20 protein-coding genes are annotated in these 23433 nt (G+C 70.4%); 3 read left to right on the top strand and 17 right to left on the bottom strand.

Translation table 11 applies throughout. The annotated features are described in order from the left end of the window. Positions 1-35: 35 nt before the first annotated feature. Positions 36-1046 carry a polyprenyl synthetase family protein gene (locus AB0K36_RS00540; RefSeq protein ID WP_364586333.1) on the bottom strand — a complete coding sequence of 337 codons (1011 nt, stop codon included), beginning with the start codon at positions 1044-1046 and terminating at the stop codon, positions 36-38. A gap of 207 nt (positions 1047-1253) precedes the next feature. Between AB0K36_RS00540 and AB0K36_RS00535 the strand changes: the two genes are divergently transcribed. Together AB0K36_RS00535 and fahA are read left to right on the top strand one after the other, a co-directional pair. After that, on the top strand, positions 1254-3335 hold the full coding sequence (locus tag AB0K36_RS00535; RefSeq protein ID WP_364586330.1) for a CocE/NonD family hydrolase: 2082 nt from the start codon (positions 1254-1256) through the stop codon (positions 3333-3335). A gap of 57 nt (positions 3336-3392) precedes the next feature. After that, positions 3393-4619 carry a fumarylacetoacetase gene (gene fahA / locus AB0K36_RS00530; RefSeq protein WP_364586327.1) on the top strand — a complete coding sequence of 409 codons (1227 nt, stop codon included), beginning with the start codon at positions 3393-3395 and terminating at the stop codon, positions 4617-4619. Between the two features lie 88 nt (positions 4620-4707). Here fahA and AB0K36_RS00525 read toward each other — a convergent pair whose 3' ends face one another. The 3 genes from AB0K36_RS00525 to AB0K36_RS00515 form a co-directional block, all read right to left on the bottom strand. Further along, positions 4708-5577, bottom strand: coding sequence for a dioxygenase family protein (locus tag AB0K36_RS00525; RefSeq protein WP_364586324.1), 870 nt, complete (start codon positions 5575-5577; stop codon positions 4708-4710). 39 nt (positions 5578-5616) lie between these two features. Continuing rightward, positions 5617-6567: an AraC family transcriptional regulator gene (locus tag AB0K36_RS00520; RefSeq protein WP_364586321.1), complete on the bottom strand. Its 951-nt coding sequence runs from the start codon at positions 6565-6567 to the stop codon at positions 5617-5619. 95 nt (positions 6568-6662) lie between these two features. Further along, positions 6663-6968 carry a hypothetical protein gene (locus tag AB0K36_RS00515; protein WP_364586318.1) on the bottom strand — a complete coding sequence of 102 codons (306 nt, stop codon included), beginning with the start codon at positions 6966-6968 and terminating at the stop codon, positions 6663-6665. Between the two features lie 173 nt (positions 6969-7141). Here AB0K36_RS00515 and AB0K36_RS00510 point away from each other — a divergent pair, with 173 nt between their 5' ends. Then, positions 7142-7750 carry a Uma2 family endonuclease gene (locus tag AB0K36_RS00510; protein ID WP_435877752.1) on the top strand — a complete coding sequence of 203 codons (609 nt, stop codon included), beginning with the start codon at positions 7142-7144 and terminating at the stop codon, positions 7748-7750. A gap of 62 nt (positions 7751-7812) precedes the next feature. Here the strand turns inward: AB0K36_RS00510 and nuoN are convergent, their stop codons facing one another. The 13 genes from nuoN to AB0K36_RS00445 are packed head-to-tail and all read right to left on the bottom strand — an operon-like array spanning position 7813 to position 23426. Further along, positions 7813-9468: an NADH-quinone oxidoreductase subunit NuoN gene (nuoN, locus tag AB0K36_RS00505; protein ID WP_189467032.1), complete on the bottom strand. Its 1656-nt coding sequence runs from the start codon at positions 9466-9468 to the stop codon at positions 7813-7815. After that, positions 9465-11036: an NADH-quinone oxidoreductase subunit M gene (locus tag AB0K36_RS00500; protein ID WP_364586312.1), complete on the bottom strand. Its 1572-nt coding sequence runs from the start codon at positions 11034-11036 to the stop codon at positions 9465-9467. Before AB0K36_RS00500 ends, nuoN begins: the two co-directional genes overlap by 4 nt. A gap of 1 nt (position 11037) precedes the next feature. Beyond that, entirely contained in the window at positions 11038-12981 is a 1944-nt protein-coding gene (gene nuoL, locus AB0K36_RS00495; protein ID WP_364586309.1) for an NADH-quinone oxidoreductase subunit L, read from the bottom strand. Positions 12982-12996: 15 nt separating this feature from the next. Next, positions 12997-13296, bottom strand: coding sequence for an NADH-quinone oxidoreductase subunit NuoK (gene nuoK, locus AB0K36_RS00490; protein WP_069927518.1), 300 nt, complete (start codon positions 13294-13296; stop codon positions 12997-12999). Further along, on the bottom strand, positions 13293-14132 hold the full coding sequence (locus tag AB0K36_RS00485) for an NADH-quinone oxidoreductase subunit J (protein ID WP_364586306.1): 840 nt from the start codon (positions 14130-14132) through the stop codon (positions 13293-13295). The genes nuoK and AB0K36_RS00485 overlap by 4 nt, the downstream gene beginning before the upstream one ends. Then, complete coding sequence (gene nuoI, locus AB0K36_RS00480; protein ID WP_364586303.1) at positions 14129-14830, bottom strand: NADH-quinone oxidoreductase subunit NuoI; 702 nt, start codon at positions 14828-14830, stop codon at positions 14129-14131. The genes AB0K36_RS00485 and nuoI overlap by 4 nt, the downstream gene beginning before the upstream one ends. Beyond that, positions 14784-16145, bottom strand: a complete 1362-nt coding sequence (gene nuoH / locus AB0K36_RS00475) for an NADH-quinone oxidoreductase subunit NuoH (protein ID WP_364586300.1) — start codon at positions 16143-16145, stop codon at positions 14784-14786. Before nuoH ends, nuoI begins: the two co-directional genes overlap by 47 nt. Further along, positions 16142-18628, bottom strand: coding sequence for an NADH-quinone oxidoreductase subunit G (locus AB0K36_RS00470; protein WP_364586297.1), 2487 nt, complete (start codon positions 18626-18628; stop codon positions 16142-16144). The genes nuoH and AB0K36_RS00470 overlap by 4 nt, the downstream gene beginning before the upstream one ends. Then, a complete protein-coding gene (gene nuoF / locus AB0K36_RS00465) occupies positions 18625-20001 on the bottom strand; it encodes an NADH-quinone oxidoreductase subunit NuoF (protein ID WP_364586294.1) in 1377 nt (458 codons plus the stop codon). The genes AB0K36_RS00470 and nuoF overlap by 4 nt, the downstream gene beginning before the upstream one ends. Next, the gene (gene nuoE, locus AB0K36_RS00460) at positions 20001-20831 is read right to left on the bottom strand and encodes an NADH-quinone oxidoreductase subunit NuoE (protein ID WP_364586291.1); all 831 of its coding nucleotides are present in this window, start codon (positions 20829-20831) and stop codon (positions 20001-20003) included. Before nuoE ends, nuoF begins: the two co-directional genes overlap by 1 nt. Then, complete coding sequence (locus tag AB0K36_RS00455; protein ID WP_364586288.1) at positions 20828-22150, bottom strand: NADH-quinone oxidoreductase subunit D; 1323 nt, start codon at positions 22148-22150, stop codon at positions 20828-20830. Before AB0K36_RS00455 ends, nuoE begins: the two co-directional genes overlap by 4 nt. Beyond that, entirely contained in the window at positions 22147-22875 is a 729-nt protein-coding gene (locus tag AB0K36_RS00450; RefSeq protein ID WP_364586285.1) for an NADH-quinone oxidoreductase subunit C, read from the bottom strand. The genes AB0K36_RS00455 and AB0K36_RS00450 overlap by 4 nt, the downstream gene beginning before the upstream one ends. Next, positions 22872-23426 (bottom strand): NuoB/complex I 20 kDa subunit family protein, encoded by a 555-nt coding sequence (locus tag AB0K36_RS00445; RefSeq protein ID WP_018528252.1) that lies wholly within the window; start codon positions 23424-23426, stop codon positions 22872-22874. The genes AB0K36_RS00450 and AB0K36_RS00445 overlap by 4 nt, the downstream gene beginning before the upstream one ends. Between the last annotated feature and the right edge of the window lie 7 nt (positions 23427-23433).

Genomic DNA, 23433 nt, shown 5'->3' with positions numbered 1-23433 from the left:
ACCCGTCCCGTAGGGGGTTCGGCGCCGTGAGCGGATCAGCCGGCGCGGTGGACCACCGCGTCGCACAGCTCTTCCAGGGCGGCCTTGGCCGAGCAGTCCGGCAGCGGGGCGAGCATCGCCCGGGCCTCCTGGGCGTACCGCACGGTGTCCTTGCGGGCCTGCTCGAGTGCGGGGTGCTCACGCAGCCGCCGCAGCGCTTCCGCGTGCCGGTCGTCGTCGGTCAGGTCGCTCTCGAGGAGCGCCACGAGTTCGATGTCCTCCGGCCGGCCGTCGGCGTCCGCCATGGCGCGCAGGCGCAGGACCGGCAACGTGGGGACCCCTTCGCGCAGATCGGTGCCGGGGGTCTTGCCGGACTCGTGGGAGTCGGAGGCGATGTCGAGCACGTCGTCGGCGAGCTGGAAGGCGACACCGAGCCGCTCGCCGTACTGGGTGAGGGTGTCGACGACCCGGTCCTCGGCCCCGGACATCATCGCGCCGAAGCGTACGGAGACGGCGACGAGGGAGCCCGTCTTGCCCGCCATCACGTCGAGGTAGTGGTCCACCGGGTCACGGCCGTCGCGGGGCCCCGCGGTCTCCAGGATCTGCCCCGTCACCAGCCGCTCGAACGCCTCCGCCTGGATGCGTACGGCCTCGGGGCCGAGGTCGGCCAGGATGTGGGAGGCGCGGGCGAAGAGGAAGTCGCCGGTCAGGACGGCCACGGAGTTGCCCCAGCGGGTGTTCGCGCTGTCCACGCCGCGCCGTACGTCCGCCTCGTCCATGACGTCGTCGTGGTAGAGCGTCGCGAGATGGGTGAGCTCGACGACCACGGCGGAGGGCACGATCCCCGGCGCGTACGGGTCGCCGAACTGGGCCGCCAGCATCACCAGCAGCGGCCGGAACCGCTTGCCGCCGGCCCGCACCAGGTGCTGGGCGGCCTCCGTGATGAACGGGACCTCGCTCTTGGTGGCGTCGAGCAGGCCCGCCTCGACGGCCGACAACCCGGTCCGGACATCGGCCTCAAGAGCCTGGTCCCGCACGCTCAGCCCGAACGGCTCGACGACGGTCACGAGGAGATCTCCTGTCTGATGACGATCACACGGATTGTCGATGTGTCGCTGGATTCACTCAAGTCAGCGTATCCGGTCGCCTTTCGATCACCATGAGCGCCTTCCCGCCGCCCCCGGTATGTTCGTGATCAGCCTCAATGGTAGGAAATGCGCCATTTGATCGTTACCGTCGGACCACCGCCCCTCACGCGCCGCCGAGGTCCCGCCATGCGTATCCGTACCGACTTCCCGTACGAAACGGTCCACACGGATCTCCGCATCACGCTGCCCGGACCGCCGGGGATCCCCGGGGACTCCCCCGACGCCGGCGGACCCGTCGATCTGTACGCGCGGGTGTGGCGGCCGGTCACCGACGAGCCCGTGCCCGCACTGCTCGAGTACGCGCCGCACCGGCTCACCGACGCGACGGCGGTCCGCGACGGTGAACGCCACCCCTGGTACGCGGGCCACGGCTACGCCTCCGTGCGGGTCGACGTACGCGGCCACGGGAACAGCGGCGGCGTCCCCGGCGGAGAGTACGACGCGGTCGAGCTCGCCGACGGCGTCGCGGTGATCGAGTGGCTGTCCCGGCAGCCGTGGTGCAGCGGCCGGGTCGGCATGTTCGGGATCGGCACGGGCGGCCGGAGCGCGCTGCGCATCGCGGCACTCGCGCCGGAACCGCTGCGGGCGGTGGTGGTCGTGGACGCGAGCGACGACCCGTACGACAACGACGGCCCCTACACCGGCGGCGCCGTCGCGGCGCAGGGGCCGCACTCGACGGCCGCGGGCCGGCTGGCGCTCGCGGCCCGGCCGCCCGACCCGCTCCACACGGGCGACGGATGGCTCGCGATGTGGCTCGCGCGGCTGGAGGCCCTCACCCCCGCGGCCCACACCTGGCTGGCCCACCCGCTGCGCGACGAGTTCTGGCGGAGCGCCGGCGTCGGCGACGACACCGCGGCGGTGCGGGCCGCCGTGCTGGCCGTGAGCGGACTGCACACGCCGTACCGGGACACGGTGCTCCGGCTGGTCGGGAAGCTCCCCGCGGACCGGGTGCGCGGACTGATCGGGCCGTGGCCGCACCAGTACCCGGACCGGAACCCCGATCAGGAACGCGGGCAGGAGCATCCGGGTGAGAGGGGCCCGGCGATCGGCTTTCTCCAGGAGACGCTCCGGTGGTGGGACCACTGGCTCAAGGACAAGGACACGGGCGTGCTGTCGGAGCCGCTGCTGCGGTGCAGGCTCGGGACGGCCGACCCTTCTCGGGGCCACTGGACCGGGACGGACGCGTGGCCGCCGCCGCAGGTCACCGTCGTCCCGTACGCGCTGGGCGGCGGCCCTGTCGTCGTCGACTCGCCGCTCCGCACCGGGACGGACGCGGGCCGCTTCCTGCCGGTCGGCCACGACGGCGATCTGCCGCCGGACCAGCGGGAGGAGGACGCGCGGTCGGTGTGCTTCGAGTTCCCCGTCGGCGAGGACCCCCTCACCGTTCTCGGCCGTCCCCGGGTGACCCTGCGGCTGCGTCCCGCCGCCTCCGGCGGGACGGTCGTGGTGCGGATCTGCGATGTCGCCCCCGACGGCCTCTCCACGCTCGTCACCCGCGGTGCGCTGAACCTCGCCGCCCGCCGCGGCCCGGAGCGTGCGGTGCCCTGGCCGGCCGGCACGGCGGAGGACGTGACGTTCGAGCCGGCGGCGGCCTGCCACGTGTTCGAGCCGGGGCACCGCATCCGGCTCGCCGTCTCCTCCGTGTACTGGCCGTGGATCTGGCCGCACCCGGCCTCCGGGGGCTTCACCCTCGACCCGGCGGGTTCCCGGCTCGACCTGCCGGTCCGGCAAGGGCCAGTGAGGCAGGAGCGGGAGGAACGCGTCCGCTTCGCGGAGCCGGAGCACTCCGCGGCGCCCCCGGTCGTCGTCCCGCAGACGCTCGACGAGCAGCCGCCGCGGCTGCTGCTCACCCGCGATGTGCCGGCCGGCCGCTGGACCCTCGCGGCGACACCCCACCGTGGCGGCACCCATGTCCACCCGGACGGCCTGGAGTACACGGAGGAGTGCCACGAGACGTACACGATCGAGGACGGCGACCCGCTCTCCGCCCGGGCCCGCGCCGAGTGGACGATCCGGCTGCACCGCCCGGAGGCGGCCTGGGACGTTCGCGTGGAGACGCGCTCGGGGATCAGCTGCGAGGCGGCCGGCTTCGTCACCTCCGACGAGCTGGTGTGCAGGCACGGCGACGAGATCGTCTTCCACCGCACCTGGGAGAAGCGCGTCTCCCGGGCCGGCGGGCTGAACCGGCCGCCCGGCACGGTGCCATGACCGTGGTGCGGCCACGTAACGTGTCACCCACATCCGTGGAAAGCGAGGCAAGCACCGATGCCCGAGCAGAGCCCGCTCGATCTCGCCGAGGGCGATCCCTTCGGCCCGCACAACCTTCCGTACGGCGTCTTCACCACGGCCGGCGAACCCGACCGCAGGCGGCTCGGCGTCCGGATCGGGAATCATGTGCTCGACGTCGGCGCCGCCGCGCACGCGCTCGGCTCCCCCTACGCCGGGCTGCTGGCCCGGCCGAGCCTCGACCCGCTGCTGGCGGCCGGGCGTACGACGTGGCGCGACGTGCGCAGGGCCGTCACCGCCTGGGTCACGGTGCCGGCGCACCGGCCCGACATAGAGCCGCTGCTGCATCCGCTGGACGCCGTGACGATGCACCTCCCGTACGAGGTGGCGGACTACGTCGACTTCTACGCGAGCGAGCACCACGCCACCAACGTGGGCCGGATCTTCCGCCCCGACGGCGAGCCGCTGACGCCCAACTGGAAGCACCTCCCGATCGGTTACCACGGCAGGTCCGGCACGGTCGTCGTCTCCGGCACCGATGTCGTACGCCCCTCGGGGCAGCGCAAGGCGCCCGCCGACCCCGCGCCCGTCTTCGGACCCTCCGTGAAACTCGACATCGAGGCGGAGGTCGGCTTCCTCGTCGGTACGCCCTCGGAGCAGGGGAAGCCGGTGGCCCTCGCGGACTTCCGCGACCACGTCTTCGGCCTCTTCCTGCTCAACGACTGGTCGGCGCGCGACATCCAGGCCTGGGAGTACGTGCCGCTCGGCCCGTTCCTCGGCAAGTCCTTCGCCACGTCCGTCGCCGCCTGGGTGACCCCGCTGGAGGCACTGGACGCGGCAAGGACCGCCCCGCCCGCGCGTGACGTCGAGCTGCTGCCCTACCTCGACGACTCGGCGGAGGAGGAGCCGGGCGGATTCGACGTGCGGATCTCGGTGGCGATCAACGGCCAGGTCGTCGCGGAGCCGCCGTTCGGCACCATGTACTGGACGGCCGCCCAGCAACTGGCCCATATGACGGTCAACGGCGCCTCTCTGCGCACGGGCGACCTCTACGGCTCCGGCACCGTCAGCGGCCCCGAGGTGAACCAGCGCGGTTCGCTCCTCGAGCTCACCTGGAACGGCCGCGACGCCCTCGAACTGCCCGAAGGCAAGCGGACGTTCCTCGAGGACGGCGACGTGGTCACGCTCACGGCCTGGGCCCCGGGCCCGGACGGTGTACGGGTCGGGCTCGGCGAGGTCACGGGGCGCATCGTCCCCGCTCCCTGACGTCCCTCCCGATCAGGATGAAGGCCCGGCCCCCCGGCTCAGGGGTGCCGGGCCTTCGCGCGGTCCCCTCAGCCGCGCCCCGCCGTGGTCACTCGGCCCGCCAGAGCGCCGGGACCGACGGTGGCTCCCAGCCGGGCTGGGCCTGATGCCCCTGGAGGCACGCATAGGTGACACCTCCATAGGTCACGCGGGCGCCCGGCGCGTACGTCGTGCCCACGGCCCATGTGCCGCCGGGCGGAGGTGTGGTCGGCCCGTCGGTCGGGCCCGGTCCCGGGGTCTGCGGCACGTTCAGCACGAAGTCGAAGGCCGCCTCCTTGGCGCCCCCGCTGTCACGCACCGTCATCAGCAGCCGCGGGTCGAACAGCGCGTCGGTGTTGTTGCGGGGCTCGTTCGGGAAGTAGAGCTGGGTGGTCAGCACCGGGCGGCCGGGAGCCTGCAGCTTGACGTGGAGGTGCCGGGTGCGGCCCGGGTACAGACCCGGCACGATCGTGGTGAGCGAGAACGCGCCCCGGGCGTCGGTGAACTGGTGCCCGCGGAAGCGGAAGCCCACGTTGTCGTAGGCGCCGTTGACGTCGGCCTGCCAGAAGTCGAGCAGGACGCCGCTCAGGGGCAGACAGGCCAGCCCGAAGACATAGCCCGTCACGGTCAGCCGCGTGCCCGGGGTGCCCGCCTCCAGCAGCGAGGACCGCCGCGGCGAGTTCGGCTTGAAGTAGGGGCCTTCCATCTGCGGTGGCGTCGGGTCGTCGCCGTCGTCGCACTCGGGGGTGAGGGCGGGGGCCTCGCCTGTCGCGGAGGCGGTCCGCGCCAGCGCCGGCACGCCCATGAGCGCGATGGGTGCCGCCACGGACGCGGCGAGCGCCGCGCGCAGCACCGTCTTGCGGCTGGGGCGGTGGTCCGTCGCCGCTCCGGTGGCCGTCGTTTCCGGGAGTTCCCCGGTCGTGCCGGTGTCGCCGTCCATGCCTGCTCCTCGGTGGGGGGCGGGGGGTCGACAACGAACCTACGCAGACGGCTCCGGGCGGACGATGGACCGGAGCCGGTGGTCATGGTGAATATCGCCGTGGACGTCGCCGCCGCGCCGGAAGTCGCCGGGGCTCACCCCGGTCTCCCGCCGGAAGAAGCGGCAGAAGTACGCGGGGTCGCTGAAGCCGGCCCGGTCCGCCACCTGCCGCACCGTGAGGTCCGTCCTGGCCAGCAGCCTCTTGGCCTCGTGGGTGCGGGCCTCGCGGATCAGCCTGCCGGGAGTCCTGCCGGTCGCCGCCTTGACCGCCTCGGCGAGGTATCCGCCGCTGACGCCGATCCGGTCCGCGCAGGCGGCCGCCGACCACAAGGCGGGCTCGTTGCGCGCGACGAGCCGCAGGAACTCCTGCGCCACCGCGCCGGGGCGGGTGAGCGGCGGGGGCGGAGCGGGCTCCGGCAGGCGTGCCGTGCGGACGACGAGGATGTGGAGCAGCGCCCGCAGCACGGTGGCGAACCCCGCCGCGCCCCGGCGGTATTCGTCGTCGAGGTCGGCGATCAGCCGGGCGGTCCGCGCGTGGGTCTGCTCGTCCAGGTCCCGCCACGGGCGCTCCGCGAGCCGCCGCAGCAGCTCCCGGTCGCCGGGATGGTCCAGCAGGAAGTCCTCGGTGAACAGCACGACGGATCCCTCCAGCCCCGCCGCGTCCTCCCAGTGGTGCACCTGTCCGGGGGCGATGACGCACAGGTGCGGCGGCCGCAGCCGCCACCGGGACAGGTCGACCACATGGGCGCCGGTCCCGCCGGTGACATGGACGATCTCGTAGAAGGTGTGCCGGTGCGGGAAGGCGGCCCGGGACATGGGGCCGATGGTGTCGAAGGTGCCGATGGCGAACGGCATCGCGTTCGGCAGGGGCACCTCCAGGCGGTGCATGGGCAGTGCGCCCGGCTGCGGTTCGGGGCCGGGCGTCCCCGGCAGGACGGTGGTGCCGCGCATCGTGCCCCTCCCTCACACCAGGACATGGCAGGTCCAGACCAATGCTGGACACGATGGCACGAGTCGTACCCGCACGGAACAGGGCCCGCGCCGGGTCATCCCTCGACGAGTCTGATCACGACGACGAAGGACGCGCCGAGCAGCAGCAGCCCGGCACCGGTGGCACGCCACCGCCGATGGCCGCGCACGAGATCCCTGAGGCACCCGGTGAGCGCCACGGCAGCGGCGACCAGGCCGAGGCCGCCGACGGCGGCCGCGGTCCAGTAGGCCCAGGCGTGTTCACCCAGGAACCGGAGCAACAGCATTGCGGGCAGAAGCAGCACGAGCGGCCAGGTGCCGTCGCTGCCGGCACGCTCCTCGGTTGGGCCGTTCGTCCCCTGATGGCTGTCCGGGCTGTTCATGGCTTCCCCCGCGGTCTCGGTGATCGGTCGGCGACAGAGCCGGACGGTGGTGCGCCCGGCCCGTCCTTAGGACGTCAAATCGCGGTGACTCGTTCACACGTGCGCAGGGTGTTGATCCGTTTCCGCCCGATACGCTGGACAGGCCCGCGAGACTCCGTCCCATGGGAGCACTGATGAGCGTGGAACCGACGGCGAGAAGGGCCGAGTGGCCGGTCCCGCCCGTGGGCGGCTGGACCGCCGACGACCTGGACAAGCTTCCGAACCTGCCTCCGCACACGGAGCTGATCGACGGGAGCCTCGTCTTCGTGGGTCCGCAGACCCTTTTCCACTCGCGAGCGGTGAGCTTCTTCGAGTGGCAGCTGCAGTCGCTGGCACCGGAGGACTTCGAGGTCGTCCGTGAGTTCACCATCGACATCGACCGGCAGAACCGGCCGGAGCCCGATGTGATCGTCGTGCCCGAGCATGTGATCCAGGACCCGGAGCAGACCCGCTTCCCCGCCGAGACCGTGCGGCTCGCGATCGAGGTCGTTTCCACCGAGTCGATGTCCCGGGACCGGGAGACCAAGCCGCTGAAGTACGCGCGGGCCGGCATCCCGGTGTACTGGCGCGTGGAGAACGACAACGGCCGCGCCGTCGTCTACGTGTTCGAGCTGGAGCCGAACACCGGCCAGTACACCAGCACGGGGATCTTCCGGGGCCGGATGAAGGTCGATGTCCCGTTCGCCGTCGATCTCGATCTGACGGCGATCACCACCAAGCGCCGGCGGCCCCGCGAGCAGTAGGACACGCCGAAGGTCCGGCCTCTCCCCCGAGGAGACGCCGGACCTTCTCGCTGTGCCGCCCGTCAGCGGACGAACACGCCTGCCTGGCTCGCCAGATCCAGGAAGTACTGCGGGGCGAGACCGAGCACCAGCGTGACCGCCACGCCGACCCCGATCGTCGTCATCGTCAGCGGCGACGGCACCGCGACCGTCGGGCCCTCCGGCTTCGGCTCGCTGAAGAACATCAGCACGATGACCCGGATGTAGAAGAACGCGGCGATCGCCGACGAGATCACGCCGACCACGACCAGCGCCCCGGCGCCGCCTTCGGCCGCCGCCTTGAAGACCGCGAACTTGCCCGCGAAACCGGAGGTCAGCGGGATGCCCGCGAAGGCCAGCAGGAACACCGCGAAGACGGCGGCCACCAGCGGTGAACGCCGCCCGAGCCCCGCCCACTTGGACAGGTGCGTGGCCTCGCCGCCCGCGTCGCGGACCAGGGTGACGACCGCGAACGCGCCGATCGTCACGAAGGAGTAGGCCAGCAGGTAGAAGAGGACGGACGAGATGCCCTCGGGGGTCGTGGCGATGACACCGGCGAGGATGAAACCGGCGTGGGCGATCGACGAGTACGCCAGCAGCCGCTTGATGTCGGTCTGTGTGATCGCGACGATCGCACCGCCGAGCATGGTGACGATGGCGATCGCCCACATGACCGGCTGCCAGTCCCAGGCGAGACCCGGCAGCGCCACGTACAGCAGCCGCAGCAGCGCGCCGAAGGCGGCGACCTTGGTGGCCGCGGCCATGAAGCCGGTGACCGGGGTCGGCGCGCCCTGGTAGACGTCCGGCGTCCACATGTGGAACGGCACCGCGCCGACCTTGAACAGCAGGCCCATCAGGATCAGCGCGCCGCCGATCAGCAGCAGCGCGTCGTTGCCCATGGTGTCGGCGAGCGCCGGGTCGATGGTGCGCACGCTGCCCTCGACGACGTCCGCGATCCGGGCGTACGAGACGGAACCCGCGTAGCCGTAGACCAGGGCGATGCCGAAGAGGAGGAACGCGGAGGAGAACGCGCCCAGCAGGAAGTACTTCACCGCGGCCTCCTGCGACATGAGCCGCTTGCGGCGGGCCACGGCGCACAGGAGGTACAGCGGGAGGGAGAACACCTCGAGGGCGATGAACAGCGTCAGCAGATCGTTGGCGGCCGGGAAGACCAGCATGCCGGTGATCGCGAACAGCACGAGCGGGAACACCTCTGTGGTGGTGAACCCCGCCTTGACCGCGGCCTTCTCGTGCTCGCTGCCCGGTACGGCGGCGGCCTCCGCGGCGAACGAGTCGATGCGGTTGCCGTGCGCCGCCGGGTCGAGCCGGCGTTCGGCGAAGGTGAACACCGACACCAGCGAGGCCAGCAGGATGGTGCCCTGCAGGAACAGCGCCGGGCCGTCGACGGCGATGGCGCCCATCGCCGCGATCTGCTTCTCGGTGGTGCCGTATCCGCCGGCGGCGAGCCCGACGACCGCCGCGAAGGCGGCCGCGAGCGCGACGGTGGTGAGGAACAGCTGTGTGTAGTAGCGGGCCCTGCGCGGGACGAACGCCTCCACCAGGATGCCCAGGACGGCCGCGCCGACGACGATCAGCACGGGCGCCAGTTGTGCGTACTCGATGTGGGGCGTGGGGATCTTGCCGAGGGGCTCGACCTCCGCCGCCGTTGTCCACAGGCTGTGGACAGCTGTAGCGCTCACTTGGCCGCCTCCACATCGGGCCGGGGGTCCTGCTTCTGTACGTCGGACATCGTGTGCTCCACGGCCGGGTTGATGATCTCCGTCAGCGGCTTCGGGAAGACGCCGAGGAAGAGCAGCAGGGCGATCAGCGGGGCGACCACCGCCAGTTCCCGCACCTTGAGGTCCGGCATCGTGCGCACCTCGGTCTTCACCGGGCCGGTCATCGTCCGCTGGTAGAGGACGAGGGTGTAGAGCGCGGCGAGCACGATGCCGAAGGTCGCGATGATCCCGGCCACCGGATAGGCGGCGAACGTGCCGACCAGGACCAGGAATTCACTGACGAACGGCGCGAGCCCCGGAAGCGAGAGGGTGGCCAGGCCGCCGATCAGGAAGGTGCCGGCGAGCACCGGGGCGACCTTCTGCACACCGCCGTAGTCGGCGATGAGCCGCGAGCCGCGCCGCGAGATCAGGAAGCCCGCCACCAGCATCAGCGCCGCCGTGGACAGGCCGTGGTTGACCATGTAGAGCGTCGCGCCGGACTGCCCCTGGCTGGTCATGGCGAAGATGCCGAGGACGATGAAGCCGAAGTGCGACACCGACGCGTAGGCGATCAGGCGCTTGATGTCGCGCTGGCCGACCGCCAGCAGCGCGCCGTAGACGATGCTGACCAGCGCCAGCACGATGATCACCGGAGTGGCCCACTTCGACGCCTCCGGGAAGAGCTGGAGGCAGAAGCGCAGCATCGCGAAGGTGCCGACCTTGTCGACGACCGCCGTGATCAGCACGGCGACGGGGGCCGTCGCCTCGCCCATGGCGTTGGGCAGCCAGGTGTGCAGCGGCCACAGCGGCGCCTTGATCGCGAAGGCGAAGAAGAAGCCGAGGAACAGCAGCCGTTCGGTGGTGGTCGCCATGTCCAGCGAGCCGCTCGCCCTGGCCTCCGCGATCTCGGAGAGCGAGAAGCTGCCCGCGACCACGTACAGCCCGATGACGGCGGCGAGCATGATCAGGCCGCCGGCCAGGTTGTACAGCAGGAACTTGACCGCCGCGTACGACCGCTGCGCGGCGGCGTTCTCGTCGGTGCCGGAGTGGGCGCGGTCGCCGAAGCCGCCGATGAGGAAGTACATCGGGATGAGCATGGCTTCGAACAGGATGTAGAAGAGGAAGACGTCGGTGGCCTCGAAGGACAGGACCACCATCGCCTCGACCATGAGGATCAGGGCGAAGAAGCCCTGGGTCGGCCGCCAGCGGGACGACTTCGTCTCCACGGGGTCGGCGTCGTGCCAGCCCGCGAGGATGACGAACGGGATCAGCAGCGCGGTGAGCGCCACCATCACGACGCCGATGCCGTCCACGCCGAGCTCGTAGCGGACGCCGAAGTCGGCGATCCAGGCGTGCGATTCGGTGAGCTGGTACCGGTCGCCGCCGGGCTCGAACCGTACGAGCACGATCGCGGCCATGACCAGCGTGGCGAGCGAGAAGAGCAGGGCCACCCATTTGGCGGCGGTCCTGCGCGCGGCGGGCACGGCGGCGGTGACGATGGCGCCCACCGCCGGGAGCAGCGCCGTGGCCGTCAGGATCGGGAAGGACATGTCAGACCGCCCTCATCAGCAGGGTCGCGGCGATCAGGATCGCCGTACCGCCGAACATCGAGACCGCGTAGCTGCGGGCGTAGCCGTTCTGCAGCTTGCGCAGCCGGCCGGAGAGCCCGCCGAACGAGGCGGCCGTGCCGTTCACCACTCCGTCGACCAGGCTGTGGTCGACGTAGACCAGGGACCGGGTGAGGTGCTCGCCGCCGCGGACCAGGACCACGTGGTTGAAGTCGTCCTGGAGCAGGTCGCGGCGGGCGGCCCGGGTGAGCAGCGAGCCGCGCGGCGCGGTGACCGGCACCGGCCGGCGCCCGTACATCAGGTAGGCGATGAGCGCGCCGGCCAGCAGGACGACCATGGTCGCGGTCGTGATGGCCGGGACGCTGATCACCGGGTGCGGGTGCTCGAACTGGGTCACCGGAGCGAGCCAGTTGGCGAACCGGTCACCGATGGAGAAGAACGCTCCCGCGAAGACCGATCCGAAGGCGAGCACGATCATCGGGATCGTCATCGACCTGGGCGACTCGTGCGGGTGCGGCATCTCGCCGGGGGTCACTTCGATGCCGGGCTCGACACTGGCGTTCTTGTCCGGGTCGGGCGCAGGCTGCCAGCGCTTCTCACCGAAGAAGGTCATGATCATCACGCGGGTCATGTAGAACGCGGTGATGCCCGCGCCCAGCAGCGCCACACCGCCGAAGATCCAGCCGCGGATCCCGTCGTCGTAGGCGAACGCCGCCTCGATGATCTTGTCCTTGGACCAGAAGCCGGACAGGCCGGGGAAGCCGATGATGGCCAGATAGCCGAGACCGAAGGTGACGAAGGTGATCGGCATGTACGTGCGCAGACCGCCGTACTTCCTCATGTCCACCTCGTCGTTCATGCCGTGCATGACCGAACCGGCGCCGAGGAAGAGCCCGGCCTTGAAGAAGCCGTGCGTCACCAGGTGCATGATCGCGAAGGCGTAGCCGATCGGGCCGAGACCGGCCGCGAGGACCATGTAGCCGATCTGCGACATCGTCGAACCGGCCAGTGCCTTCTTGATGTCGTCCTTCGCGCAACCGACGATCGCACCGAAGAGCAGCGTGACCGCGCCCACGATGACGACGGCGAGCTGCGCGTCCGGGGCGGCGTTGAAGATCGCGCCGGAGCGGACGATGAGGTAGACACCGGCGGTGACCATGGTGGCCGCGTGGATCAGGGCGGAGACGGGGGTCGGGCCCTCCATCGCGTCCCCGAGCCAGGACTGGAGCGGCACCTGGGCCGACTTGCCGCACGCGGCGAGCAGCAGCATCAGGCCGATGGCCGTCAGCATGCCCTCGCTCGTCTCCCCGGTCGCCCCCAGCACCGGGCCGAACGCGAAGGTGCCGAAGGTGGTGAACATCAGCATGATCGCGATCGACAGGCCCATGTCGCCGACGCGGTTGACGAGGAACGCCTTCTTCGCCGCCGTCGCCGCGCTGGGCTTGTGCTGCCAGAAGCCGATGAGCAGGTAGGACGCGAGACCGACGCCCTCCCAGCCGACGTACAGCAGGAGGTAGTTGTCGGCGATGACCAGCAGGAGCATCGCCGCGAGGAAGAGGTTGAGGTAGCCGAAGAAGCGGCGGCGCCGCTCGTCGTGCTCCATGTAACCGATCGAGTAGATGTGGATCAGGGTGCCCACACCGGTGATCAGCAGGACGAACGTCATCGACAGCTGGTCGAGCTGGAAGGCGATGTCCGCCTGGAAGCCCTCGACGGGGATCCAGCTGAACAGCTTCTGGTGCAGGGCCCGTTCCTCGGCACCCTTGCCGAGCATGTCGACGAACAGCACCGCGCCGACGACGAAGGACGCGGCGGCGAGCAGGGTGCCCAGCCAGTGACCGGTCCGGTCGAGGCGGCGCCCGCCGCACAAAAGGACCGCCGCTCCGAGCAGAGGCGCCGCGACGAGCAGCGCAATCAGGTTCTCCACGATTCTTCCGACCCCTTACAGCTTCATCAGGCTGGCGTCGTCGACCGAGGCCGAGTGGCGGGAGCGGAACAGCGACACGATGATCGCGAGCCCGACCACGACCTCCGCCGCGGCGACGACCATCGTGAAGAACGCGATGATCTGGCCGTCGAGATTGCCGTGCATACGCGAGAAGGCGACGAACGCGAGGTTGCAGGCGTTGAGCATCAGCTCGACGCACATGAACACCACGATCGCGTTCCGCCGGATCAGGACCCCCGCCGCGCCGATGGTGAACAGCAGGGCGGCGAGATAGAGGTAGTTGACCGGATTCACCGCTTGGCCTCCTGTCCGTCCCGGTCCCGGGCGTCCTTGTCACGTCCGAGGCGCTCCTCGGAGCGCTGCTCCAGGGCCTTGAGGTCGTCCAGCGCCTCCGTCGAGACGTCCCGGATCTGACCGCGGTCGCGCAGCGTCCTGTTGACGGTGAGCTCGGACGGGGTGCCGTCCGGCAGCAGACCGGCGATGTCCACCGCGTTGTGCCTGGCGTAGACACCGGGCGCGGGGAGCGGGGGCAGGTGCTTGCCTTCGCGTACGCGCTGCTCGGAGAGTTCGCGCTGGGTCTTGGCCCGCTCGGTGCGTTCCCGGTGGGTGAGCACCATCGCGCCGACGGCCGCGGTGATCAGCAGCGCGCCGGTGATCTCGAAGGCGAACACGTACTTGGTGAAGATGAGCGCCGCGAGGCCCTCGACGTTCCCGCCGTGCGCGGAGTTGGCGGCGCCCAGACCGTTGAAGTTCTTCAGGGAGGCGTTGCCGATGCCGGCGATCAGCAGGATGCCGAAGCCGAGGCCGCAGGCCGCGGCGAGCCAGCGCTGTCCCTTCAGCGTCTCCTTGAGCGAGTCGGCGGCCGTGACGCCGACCAGCATGACGACGAAGAGGAACAGCATCATGATCGCGCCGGTGTAGACGACGATCTGGACGACGCCCAGGAAGTACGCGCCGTTGGCCAGGTAGAACACCGCGAGGATGATCATCGTCCCGGCCAGGCAGAGGGCGCTGTGCACGGCACGCTTCATCAGGATCGTGCAGAGCGCCCCGATCACGGCGATCGTGCCGAGCACCCAGAACTGGACGGCCTCGCCGGTGGAGGTGACGGATGCGGCGAGCGTGTTCATGCGCCGATCACCTTCTTCGAGGTCGGCTCGTCCTCGCCGAAGCTGGACCCGCCCTCCTGCGGCGGCTGGTCCTTGGAGACGGCGGCCTGCTGGACCGTGCCGGGGGCGGCCTCGGTGACCAGGCCCCGGTAATAGTCCTGTTCGTCCATGCCGGGGTAGATCGCGTGCGGCGTGTCGACCATGGTCTCTTCCAGACCGGCGAGCAGCTGCTCCTTGGTGTAGATGAGGTTCTCGCGGCTCGAGTCGGCGAGTTCGAACTCGTTCGTCATCGTCAGCGCGCGGGTCGGACAGGCCTCGATGCACAGTCCGCACAGGATGCAGCGGGCGTAGTTGATCTGGTAGACGCGGCCGTACCGCTCACCCGGGGAGTAGCGCTCCTCCTCGGTGTTGTCCGCGCCCTCCACATAGATCGCGTCCGCCGGGCAGGCCCAGGCGCACAGCTCGCACCCGACGCACTTCTCGAGTCCGTCCGGATGGCGGTTGAGCTGGTGCCGCCCGTGGAAGCGCGGCGCCGTCACCTTCTGCTGCTCCGGGTACTGCTCGGTCAGCCGCTTCTTGAACATGGCCTTGAAGGTCACGCCGAAGCCGGCAACCGGATTCAGGAACGTGCTCTCGGACTCCTTGCCACCGGATTCCTTGCGCTGGGATTCCTCAGACACCGTCAGCCTCCTTTCCGTCCCGAGGACCATCACTGTCATTGGGGCCGCCGCTGACGATCAGCTCGCGCTCGTGCCGGGGCCGCCTGCGCGGCACCGGGGGCAACTCCTGGCCGGGCAGCGGTGGTACGGGGAAGCCGCCCGCCATCGGGTCGAAGGCCGCGGGCGGCGGCCCGGCCGCCTCTTCGGCCTTCTCCTTGCGTCCGCGGAAGATGTCGGCGACGAAGGAGAGCAGCAGCACCGCGATCACCGCGCCGCCGACGTACAGCACGATCTGCTGGAAGTCGTAGTTCTCGTTGCGCAGCGCGCGCACGGTCGCCACCAGCATCAGCCAGACCACGGAGACCGGGATCAGGACCTTCCAGCCGAGCTTCATCAGCTGGTCGTAGCGGACCCGGGGCAGCGTGCCGCGCAGCCAGATGAAGAAGAACAGCAGCAGCTGGACCTTGAGGACGAACCAGAGCATCGGCCACCAGCCGTGGTTCGCGCCCTCCCAGAAGGTGGAGATCGGGTACGGCGCCCGCCAGCCGCCCAGGAAGAGCGTCACGGAGACGGCGGAGACGGTGACCATGTTGACGTACTCGGCCAGCATGAACATCGCGAACTTGATGGAGCTGTACTCGGTGTTGAAGCCGCCGACCAGGTCGCCCTCGGACTCCGGCATGTCGAACGGAGCCCGGTTGGTCTCACCGACCATCGTGACGACGTAGATGATGAAGGAGACCGGCAGCAGGATGATGAACCAGCGGTCGGCCTGCGCCTCCACGATCGCCGAGGTCGACATCGACCCGGAGTAGAGGAAGACGGAGGCGAACGCCGCGCCCATCGCGATCTCGTACGAGATCATCTGCGCGCAGGAGCGGAGACCGCCGAGCAGCGGGTAGGTCGAGCCGGAGGACCAGCCGGCGAGCACGATGCCGTAGATGCCGACGGAGGCGACCGCGAGGATGTAGAGCATCGCGATCGGCAGGTCGGTCAGCTGCATCGTGGTGCGCTGGCCGAAGATCGAGACCTCGTTGCCGGACGGGCCGAAGGGGATCACGGCGATCGCCATGAACGCGGGGATCGCGGCCACGATCGGCGCCAGGACGTAGACGACCTTGTCGGCCCGCTTGACGATGACGTCTTCCTTCAGCATCAGCTTGATGCCGTCGGCGAGCGACTGGAGCATGCCCCAGGGGCCGTGCCGGTTCGGGCCGATGCGCAGCTGCATCCACGCGACGACCTTGCGCTCCCACACGATGGAGAAGAGCACGGTCACCATCAGGAAGGCGAAGCAGAACACGGCCTTGATGAGGACGAGCCACCAGGGGTCGCGTCCGAACATCGACAGGTCTTCCAATGCCAGGACGGTCATGCCTCCACCTCCGTCGCGCCCGTCGCCGCCGCGATACGGACCAGCTCGCCGGGGCGGGCCCCGGTGTCCGTGGTGACGCCGCCGCCGACGGAGTTCATCGGCAGCCACACCACCCGGTCGGGCATCTCGCTCACCTGGAGCGGCAGCCGTACGAAGCCGGCCGGTCCGCGGACCTCCAGCTCGTCGCCGTCCTTCACGCCGGTCTCCGCCGCCGTGGCCGCGGACAGCCTGGCGACCGCGGCGTGCCGGGTGCCGGCCAGCGCCTCGTCGCCCTGCTGGAGCAGGCCCTGGTCGAGCAGGAGCCGGTGCCCTGCGAGGACCGCCTCGCCGGAACCCGGCCGGGGCAGCGGCTCGGCGCTCTGCGCCGGCTCGGTGGCCCGGGGGCCGTCCCAGCTGCCGAGCCGGTCCAGTTCGGCGCGTACGGACCTGAGGTCCGGCAGGCCGAAGGGCACGTCGAGCGCGTCGGCCAGCATGTGCAGCACCCGTGCGTCGGTCGGCGCGAGGGTCCGGGTCATCTGCTCGGGCTTGAGCGCCGCCTCGAACATCCGGGCCCTGCCCTCCCAGTTGAGGAAGGTGCCGGGCTTCTCGGCGACGGCCGCGACCGGGAGGACGACGTCCGCCCGTTCGGTGACCTCGCTGGGGCGGAGCTCCAGCGACACGAGGAACCCGACCGCGTCGAGCGCCTCTCGCGCCCGCGCCGGGTCGGGCAGGTCCGCGACCTCGACGCCCGCGACGAGCAGCGCGCCCAGTTCGCCGGTGGCCGCGGCCTCGACGATCTGGCCGGTGTCGCGGCCGTAGCGGTGCGGCAGTTCACGTACCCGCCAGACCTCCGCGGTCTCCGTACGGGCCCGCGGGTCGGTCGCCGGGCGGCCGCCCGGCAGCAGCGACGGGAGCGCGCCCGCCTCCACGGCGCCCCGCTCTCCGGCGCGGCGCGGGATCCACACGAGCTGTGCGCCGGTCGCGGCCGAGGCGCGTACGGCGGCGGTGAGACCGCCGGGCACGGCCGCGAGCCGTTCGCCGACCACGATCACCGCGCCCTCGGCGCGCAGTGCCTCCGCCGCCTTCGCACCGGCCTCGTCGAGGCCGGTGCCCGAGGTGAGGGCGTTCAGCCACTCGGTCTCGGTACCGGGTGCCGCGGGCAGCAGGGTCCCGCCCGCCTTCTCGAGGCCGCGCGTGGCGTGCGTGGCGAGGGAGAAGGCACGCTGTCCGTGCTTGCGGTGGGCCTTGCGCAGCCGCAGGAAGACGCCGGGGGCCTCCTCCTCCGACTCGAAGCCGACGAGCAGCACCGCCGGCGCCTTCTCCAGCGACGTGTAGGTGACTCCGGTGCCGGACAGGTCCCTGCCCTGCCCCGCGACCCTCGCCGCCAGGAAGTCGGCCTCCTCCGCGGAGTGGGCCCGCGCACGGAAGTCGATGTCGTTGGTGTCGAGCGCGACCCGGGCGAACTTGGCGTACGCGTAGGCGTCCTCGACGGTCAGCCGGCCGCCGGTCAGGACACCGGTGCGGCCCTTGACGAGACCGCGGGCCGCGGCCTCCAGCGCCTCGGGCCAGCTCGCCGGCTCCAGCACACCCCGCTCGTTGCGGACGAGCGGCGTGGTGAGCCGGTCACGCTGCTGGGCGTAGCGGAAGCCGAAGCGGCCCTTGTCGCACAGCCACTCCTCGTTGACCTCCGGGTCGTCCGCGGCGAGGCGCCGCATGACCTTGCCGCGGCGGTGGTCGGTGCGGGTGGCGCAGCCGCCCGCACAGTGCTCGCACACGCTCGGCGAGGACACCAGGTCGAAGGGGCGGGAGCGGAAGCGGTAGGCGGCCGAGGTCAGCGCGCCCACCGGGCAGATCTGGATGGTGTTCCCGGAGAAGTACGACTCGAACGGGTCGCCCTCACCGGTGCCTACCTGCTGGAGCGCGCCGCGCTCCAGCAGCTCGATCATCGGGTCGCCCGCCACCTGGTTGGAGAAGCGGGTGCAGCGGGCGCAGAGCACGCACCGCTCTCGGTCGAGCAGCACCTGTGTGGAGAGCGGTACCGGCTTCTCGAAGGTGCGCTTCTTGCCGTCGAACCGTGATTCGGCCTGGCCGTGCGAGACGGCCTGGTTCTGCAGGGGGCACTCGCCGCCCTTGTCGCAGACCGGGCAGTCCAGCGGATGGTTGATCAGCAGCAGCTCCATCACGCCCTTCTGCGCCTTCTCGGCGACGGGCGAGGTGAGCTGCGACCTGACGACCATGCCGTCGGTGCAGGTGATGGTGCAGGAGGCCATCGGCTTGCGCTGGCCCTCCACCTCGACGATGCACTGGCGGCAGGCGCCGGCGGGGTCGAGGAGCGGGTGGTCGCAGAAGCGCGGGATCTCGATGCCGAGGAGTTCGGCGGCCCGGATGACCAGCGTCCCCTTGGGGACGGAGATCTCGATGCCGTCGATGGTCAGCGTCACGAGGTCCTCGGGCGGGACCGGGGCCTCGGAGCCCCCGGAGGGGGCAGACGTCGTGACCGTCATGCGTTCACCTCCATGTGCTTGTCCGCCCAGGCCGTCGACCTGGCAGGGTCGAAGGGGCAACCGCCCTGCGTGATGTGCTGCTCGTACTCGTCGCGGAAGTACTTGAGCGAGGAGAAGATCGGCGAGGCGGCGCCGTCGCCGAGGGCGCAGAACGACTTGCCGTTGATGTTGTCGGCGATGTCGTTCAGCTTGTCGAGGTCGGACATGACGCCGTTGCCCGCCTCGATGTCGCGGAGCAACTGGACCAGCCAGTACGTCCCTTCGCGGCACGGTGTGCACTTGCCGCAGGACTCGTGGGCGTAGAACTCGGTCCAGCGGGTGACGGCCCGCACCACGCAGGTCGTCTCGTCGAAGCACTGGAGCGCCTTGGTGCCGAGCATCGAACCGGCGGCGCCGACGCCCTCGTAGTCGAGCGGGACGTCGAGGTGTTCGTCGGTGAACATCGGGGTCGAGGAGCCGCCGGGCGTCCAGAACTTCAGCCGGTGACCGGGCCGCATGCCGCCGCTCATGTCGAGCAGCTGGCGCAGGGTGATGCCGAGCGGGGCCTCGTACTGGCCGGGGCTCGCGACATGACCGCTGAGCGAGTACAGCGTGAAGCCCGGGGACTTCTCGCTGCCCATGGACCTGAACCAGTCCTTGCCCTTGTTCAGGATCGCGGGAACCGACGCGATGGACTCGACGTTGTTCACCACAGTGGGGCAGGCGTACAGGCCGGCGACCGCGGGGAAGGGGGGCCGCAGCCGGGGCTGGCCGCGGCGGCCTTCCAGGGAGTCCAGCAGCGCGGTCTCCTCACCGCAGATGTAGGCGCCGGCGCCCGCGTGCACGGTGAGTTCGAGGTCGAGGCCGCTGCCGAGGATGTTCTTGCCGAGGAATCCCGCCTCGTACGCCTCGCGCACGGCCTCGTGCAGCCTCCGCAGGACGGGGACGACCTCGCCGCGCAGATAGATGAAGGCGTGGCTGGAGCGGATCGCGTAGCAGGCGATCACGATTCCCTCGATGAGGGAGTGCGGATTGGCGAAGAGGAGGGGGATGTCCTTGCAGGTGCCGGGCTCCGACTCGTCGGCGTTGACGACGAGGTAGTGCGGCTTGCCGTCGCCCTGCGGAATGAACTGCCACTTCATGCCGGTGGGGAAGCCTGCGCCGCCGCGGCCTCGCAGACCGGCGTCCTTGACGTACGCGATCAGGTCGTCGGGCGACATGGCGAGCGCCTTGCGCAGGCCCTCGTAGCCGTCGTGCCTGCGGTAGGTCGCGAGCGTCCACGACCGCGGATCGTCCCAGAAGGCCGACAGGACCGGGGAGAGGAGCTTTTCAGGGCTGCTCTCTCCCCCGACCTCCGGCCGGGAGCCGCCGCCGTGCTCGGTGGACAAGGTCATCACTCACCCTCCGCGACAGGTCCGGCCGGGTTGTCCGGGTCGGATGCCGAAGTCTTCTGCGGTGCGTCGTGCGAGCTGAGGTGCTCGGATCCGGCCTGCGGACGGTCCTTGGGGTACTCGCCGCGCGGGTGGACCACCCGTGCCGGAGCGGCCTCGCCCTTGGCGAGCCTGAGCCCGATGAGCGACGCGGGTCCCGCGCCGCCGCCGGCCTCGACCGCGCCGGGCCGCTGGTCGGGGAAGCCGGCCAGGATGCGGGCCGTCTCCTTGTAGGTGCACAGCGGCGCGCCCCGGGTGGGGACGACCTGTTCGCCGGCGCGCAGGTCGTCGACGAGCTGCCGGGCGGACTCGGGCGTCTGGTTGTCGAAGAACTCCCAGTTGACCATCACCACGGGCGCGAAGTCGCAGGCCGCGTTGCACTCGATGTGCTCGAGAGTGATCTTGCCGTCGTCGGTCGTCTCGTTGTTGCCGACGCCGAGGTGCTCCTTCAGCTCCTCGAAGATCGCGTCGCCGCCCATCACCGCGCAGAGCGTGTTGGTGCAGACGCCGACCTGGTAGTCGCCGGACGGCTTGCGCCGGTACATCGAGTAGAAGGTGGCGACCGCGGTGACCTCGGCCGTGGTCAGGTCCAGCATCTCGGCGCAGAACCGCATGCCGGTGCGGGAGACATGGCCCTCTTCCGACTGCACCAGGTGCAGCAGCGGCAGCAGGGCGGACCGGCTGCCGGGATAGCGGGCGATGATCTCCTTCGCGTCCGCCTCGAGCCGCGCGCGCACCTCTGCCGGATAGTCCGGTGCGGGCAGTTGCGGCATGCCCAGCGATACGTCCGTCATCGGTCGACGCCTCCCATCACGGGGTCGATGGACGCGACGGCGACGATGACGTCGGCCACCTGGCCGCCCTCGCACATGGCCGCCATGGCCTGCAGGTTGGTGAACGACGGGTCCCGGAAGTGGACCCGGAAGGGCCGGGTCCCGCCGTCGGAGACGACATGGACGCCGAGTTCGCCCTTCGGCGACTCGACCGCGGCGTACGTCTGCCCGGCCGGCACCCTGAACCCCTCCGTCACCAGCTTGAAGTGGTGGATCAGGGCCTCCATCGAGGTGCCCATGATCTTCTTGATGTGGTCCAGGGAGTTGCCGAGACCGTCGGGGCCGAGCGCGAGCTGCGCGGGCCAGGCGATCTTCTTGTCGGCGACCATCACCGGGCCGGGCTCGAGCCGGTCGAGGCACTGCTCGACGATCCGCAGCGACTGCCGCATCTCCTCGAGGCGGATGAGGAAGCGGCCGTAGGAGTCGCAGGTGTCGGCGGTCGGTACGTCGAAGTCGTACGTCTCGTAGCCGCAGTACGGGTCGGTCTTGCGCAGGTCGTGGGCGAGGCCCGCCGAGCGCAGGATCGGTCCGGTCGCGCCGAGCGCCATGCAGCCGGTCAGGTCCAGGTACCCGACGTCCTGCATACGGGCCTTGAAGATCGGGTTGCCGGTGGCGAGCTTGTCGTACTCCGGCAGGTTCTTCTTCATCGTCTTCACGAACTCGCGGAGCTGGTCGACCGCGCCGGGGGGCAGGTCCTGGGCGAGTCCGCCGGGCCTGATGTACGCGTGGTTCATGCGCAGGCCGGTGATCAGCTCGTAGATGTCGAGAATCAGTTCACGATCCCGGAATCCGTAGATCATGATCGTGGTGGCGCCGAGCTCCATACCGCCGGTGGCGATGCACACCAGGTGCGAGGAGAGGCGGTTGAGCTCCATCAGCAGGACGCGGATCACGGTCGCACGGTCGGGGATCTGGTCCTCGATGCCGAGCAGCCGCTCCACGCCGAGGCAGTACGCCGTCTCGTTGAAGAACGGCGTCAGGTAGTCCATGCGCGTCACGAAGGTGGTGCCCTGCGTCCACGTCCGGTACTCGAGGTTCTTCTCGATGCCGGTGTGGAGGTAGCCGATGCCGCAGCGGGCCTCGGTGACCGTCTCGCCGTCGATCTCGAGGATCAGGCGGAGCACTCCGTGCGTGGAGGGGTGCTGCGGGCCCATGTTGACGACGATGCGCTCGTCGTCGGCCTTGGCCGCGGACCGGACGACCTCGTCCCAGTCGCCACCGGTGACCGTGTAGACGGGGCCTTCGGTGGTTTCGCGTGCGTGTGCAGACGGTGTAGTCACGAGTACGACCTCCGCTGGTCCGGAGCCGGGATCTGGGCGCCCTTGTACTCGACGGCGATGCCGCCGAGCGGATAGTCCTTGCGCTGCGGGAAGCCCTGCCAGTCGTCCGGCATCATGATCCGGGTGAGGGCGGGGTGGCCGTCGAAGACGAGCCCGAAGAAGTCGTAGGTCTCGCGCTCGTGCCAGTCGTTGGTCGGATAGACCGACACCAGCGACGGGACGTGCGGGTCACGGTCCGGGGCGGAGACCTCGAGCCGGATCAGCCGGCCGTGGGTGAGCGAGCGCAGGTGGTAGACGGCGTGCAGCTCGCGGCCCTTGTCCTCCAGGTAGTGCACCCCGCTGACCCCGGTGCAGAGCTCGAAGCGCAGCGCCGGGTCGTCACGCAGTGTCCTCGCCACCTGCAGCAGGTGTTCGCGCTCGATGTGGAAGGTCAGTTCGCCGCGGTCGACGACGGTCTTCTCGATGGCGTTCTCGGGGACGATGCCCTGCTCCTCGAGTGCGCCCTCGAGTTCGTCGGCCACCTCGTCGAACCAGCCGCCGTACGGGCGGGCGGCCGGCCCGGGCAGCCGTACGGAGCGTACGAGCCCTCCGTAGCCGGACGTGTCCCCTCCGTTGTCGGCGCCGAACATGCCGCGCTGGACGCGGATCTCCTCGCCGTGCTCGCCGCGCTGGCCGGGAAGGTTCTGCGCGGAGAGGTCCTTCTCGGGATTCGGCTGGTCCGTCATCGCAGCAGCCCCTTCATCTCGATCGTCGGGAGCGCCTTGAGGGCCGCCTCCTCCGCCTCGCGGGCCGCTTCCTCCGCGTTCACACCGAGCTTGGAGCTCTGGATCTTCTGGTGGAGCTTGAGGATCGCGTCCATCAGCATCTCGGGGCGCGGGGGACAACCGGGCAGATAGATGTCAACGGGGACAATATGATCAACACCCTGCACAATCGCGTAATTGTTGAACATTCCGCCCGATGATGCGCAAACGCCCATGGAGATGACCCACTTGGGGTTGGGCATCTGGTCATAGACCTGGCGCAGGACGGGCGCCATCTTCTGGCTCACCCGGCCCGCCACGATCATCAGGTCGGCCTGGCGCGGCGATCCGCGGAAGACCTCCATGCCGAAGCGCGCCAGGTCGTACCGGCCGGCGCCGGTCGTCATCATCTCGATGGCGCAGCAGGCCAGACCGAACGTCGCGGGAAAGACGGATGACTTGCGCACCCAGCCCGCGGCCTGTTCGACGGTGGTCAGCAGGAAACCGCTCGGCAGCTTCTCTTCGAGTCCCATGGTGTGC

The organism is Streptomyces kurssanovii (assembly GCF_040677245.1).
GTDB lineage: Bacteria > Actinomycetota > Actinomycetes > Streptomycetales > Streptomycetaceae > Streptomyces > Streptomyces kurssanovii.
This window is presented reverse-complemented; position numbering and strand designations above follow the sequence as displayed.

Excerpts from the sequence above, each read along its gene's own strand:
- AB0K36_RS00485 (WP_364586306.1), bottom strand. The coding sequence starts at position 14,132 with ATGAACACGCTCGCCGCATCCGTCACCTCCACCGGCGAGGCCGTCCAG.
- AB0K36_RS00520 (WP_364586321.1), bottom strand. The coding sequence starts at position 6,567 with ATGCGCGGCACCACCGTCCTGCCGGGGACGCCCGGCCCCGAACCGCAG.
- AB0K36_RS00515 (WP_364586318.1), bottom strand. The coding sequence starts at position 6,968 with ATGAACAGCCCGGACAGCCATCAGGGGACGAACGGCCCAACCGAGGAG.
- AB0K36_RS00445 (WP_018528252.1), bottom strand. The coding sequence starts at position 23,426 with ATGGGACTCGAAGAGAAGCTGCCGAGCGGTTTCCTGCTGACCACCGTC.
- AB0K36_RS00525 (WP_364586324.1), bottom strand. The coding sequence starts at position 5,577 with ATGGACGGCGACACCGGCACGACCGGGGAACTCCCGGAAACGACGGCC.
- nuoI (WP_364586303.1), bottom strand. The coding sequence starts at position 14,830 with ATGACAGTGATGGTCCTCGGGACGGAAAGGAGGCTGACGGTGTCTGAG.
- AB0K36_RS00510 (WP_435877752.1), top strand. The coding sequence starts at position 7,142 with ATGAGCGTGGAACCGACGGCGAGAAGGGCCGAGTGGCCGGTCCCGCCC.
- nuoE (WP_364586291.1), bottom strand. The coding sequence starts at position 20,831 with ATGACGGACGTATCGCTGGGCATGCCGCAACTGCCCGCACCGGACTAT.
- AB0K36_RS00450 (WP_364586285.1), bottom strand. The coding sequence starts at position 22,875 with ATGACGGACCAGCCGAATCCCGAGAAGGACCTCTCCGCGCAGAACCTT.
- AB0K36_RS00535 (WP_364586330.1), top strand. The coding sequence starts at position 1,254 with ATGCGTATCCGTACCGACTTCCCGTACGAAACGGTCCACACGGATCTC.
- nuoF (WP_364586294.1), bottom strand. The coding sequence starts at position 20,001 with ATGACCTTGTCCACCGAGCACGGCGGCGGCTCCCGGCCGGAGGTCGGG.
- AB0K36_RS00470 (WP_364586297.1), bottom strand. The coding sequence starts at position 18,628 with ATGACGGTCACGACGTCTGCCCCCTCCGGGGGCTCCGAGGCCCCGGTC.
- nuoH (WP_364586300.1), bottom strand. The coding sequence starts at position 16,145 with ATGACCGTCCTGGCATTGGAAGACCTGTCGATGTTCGGACGCGACCCC.
- fahA (WP_364586327.1), top strand. The coding sequence starts at position 3,393 with ATGCCCGAGCAGAGCCCGCTCGATCTCGCCGAGGGCGATCCCTTCGGC.
- AB0K36_RS00500 (WP_364586312.1), bottom strand. The coding sequence starts at position 11,036 with ATGTCCTTCCCGATCCTGACGGCCACGGCGCTGCTCCCGGCGGTGGGC.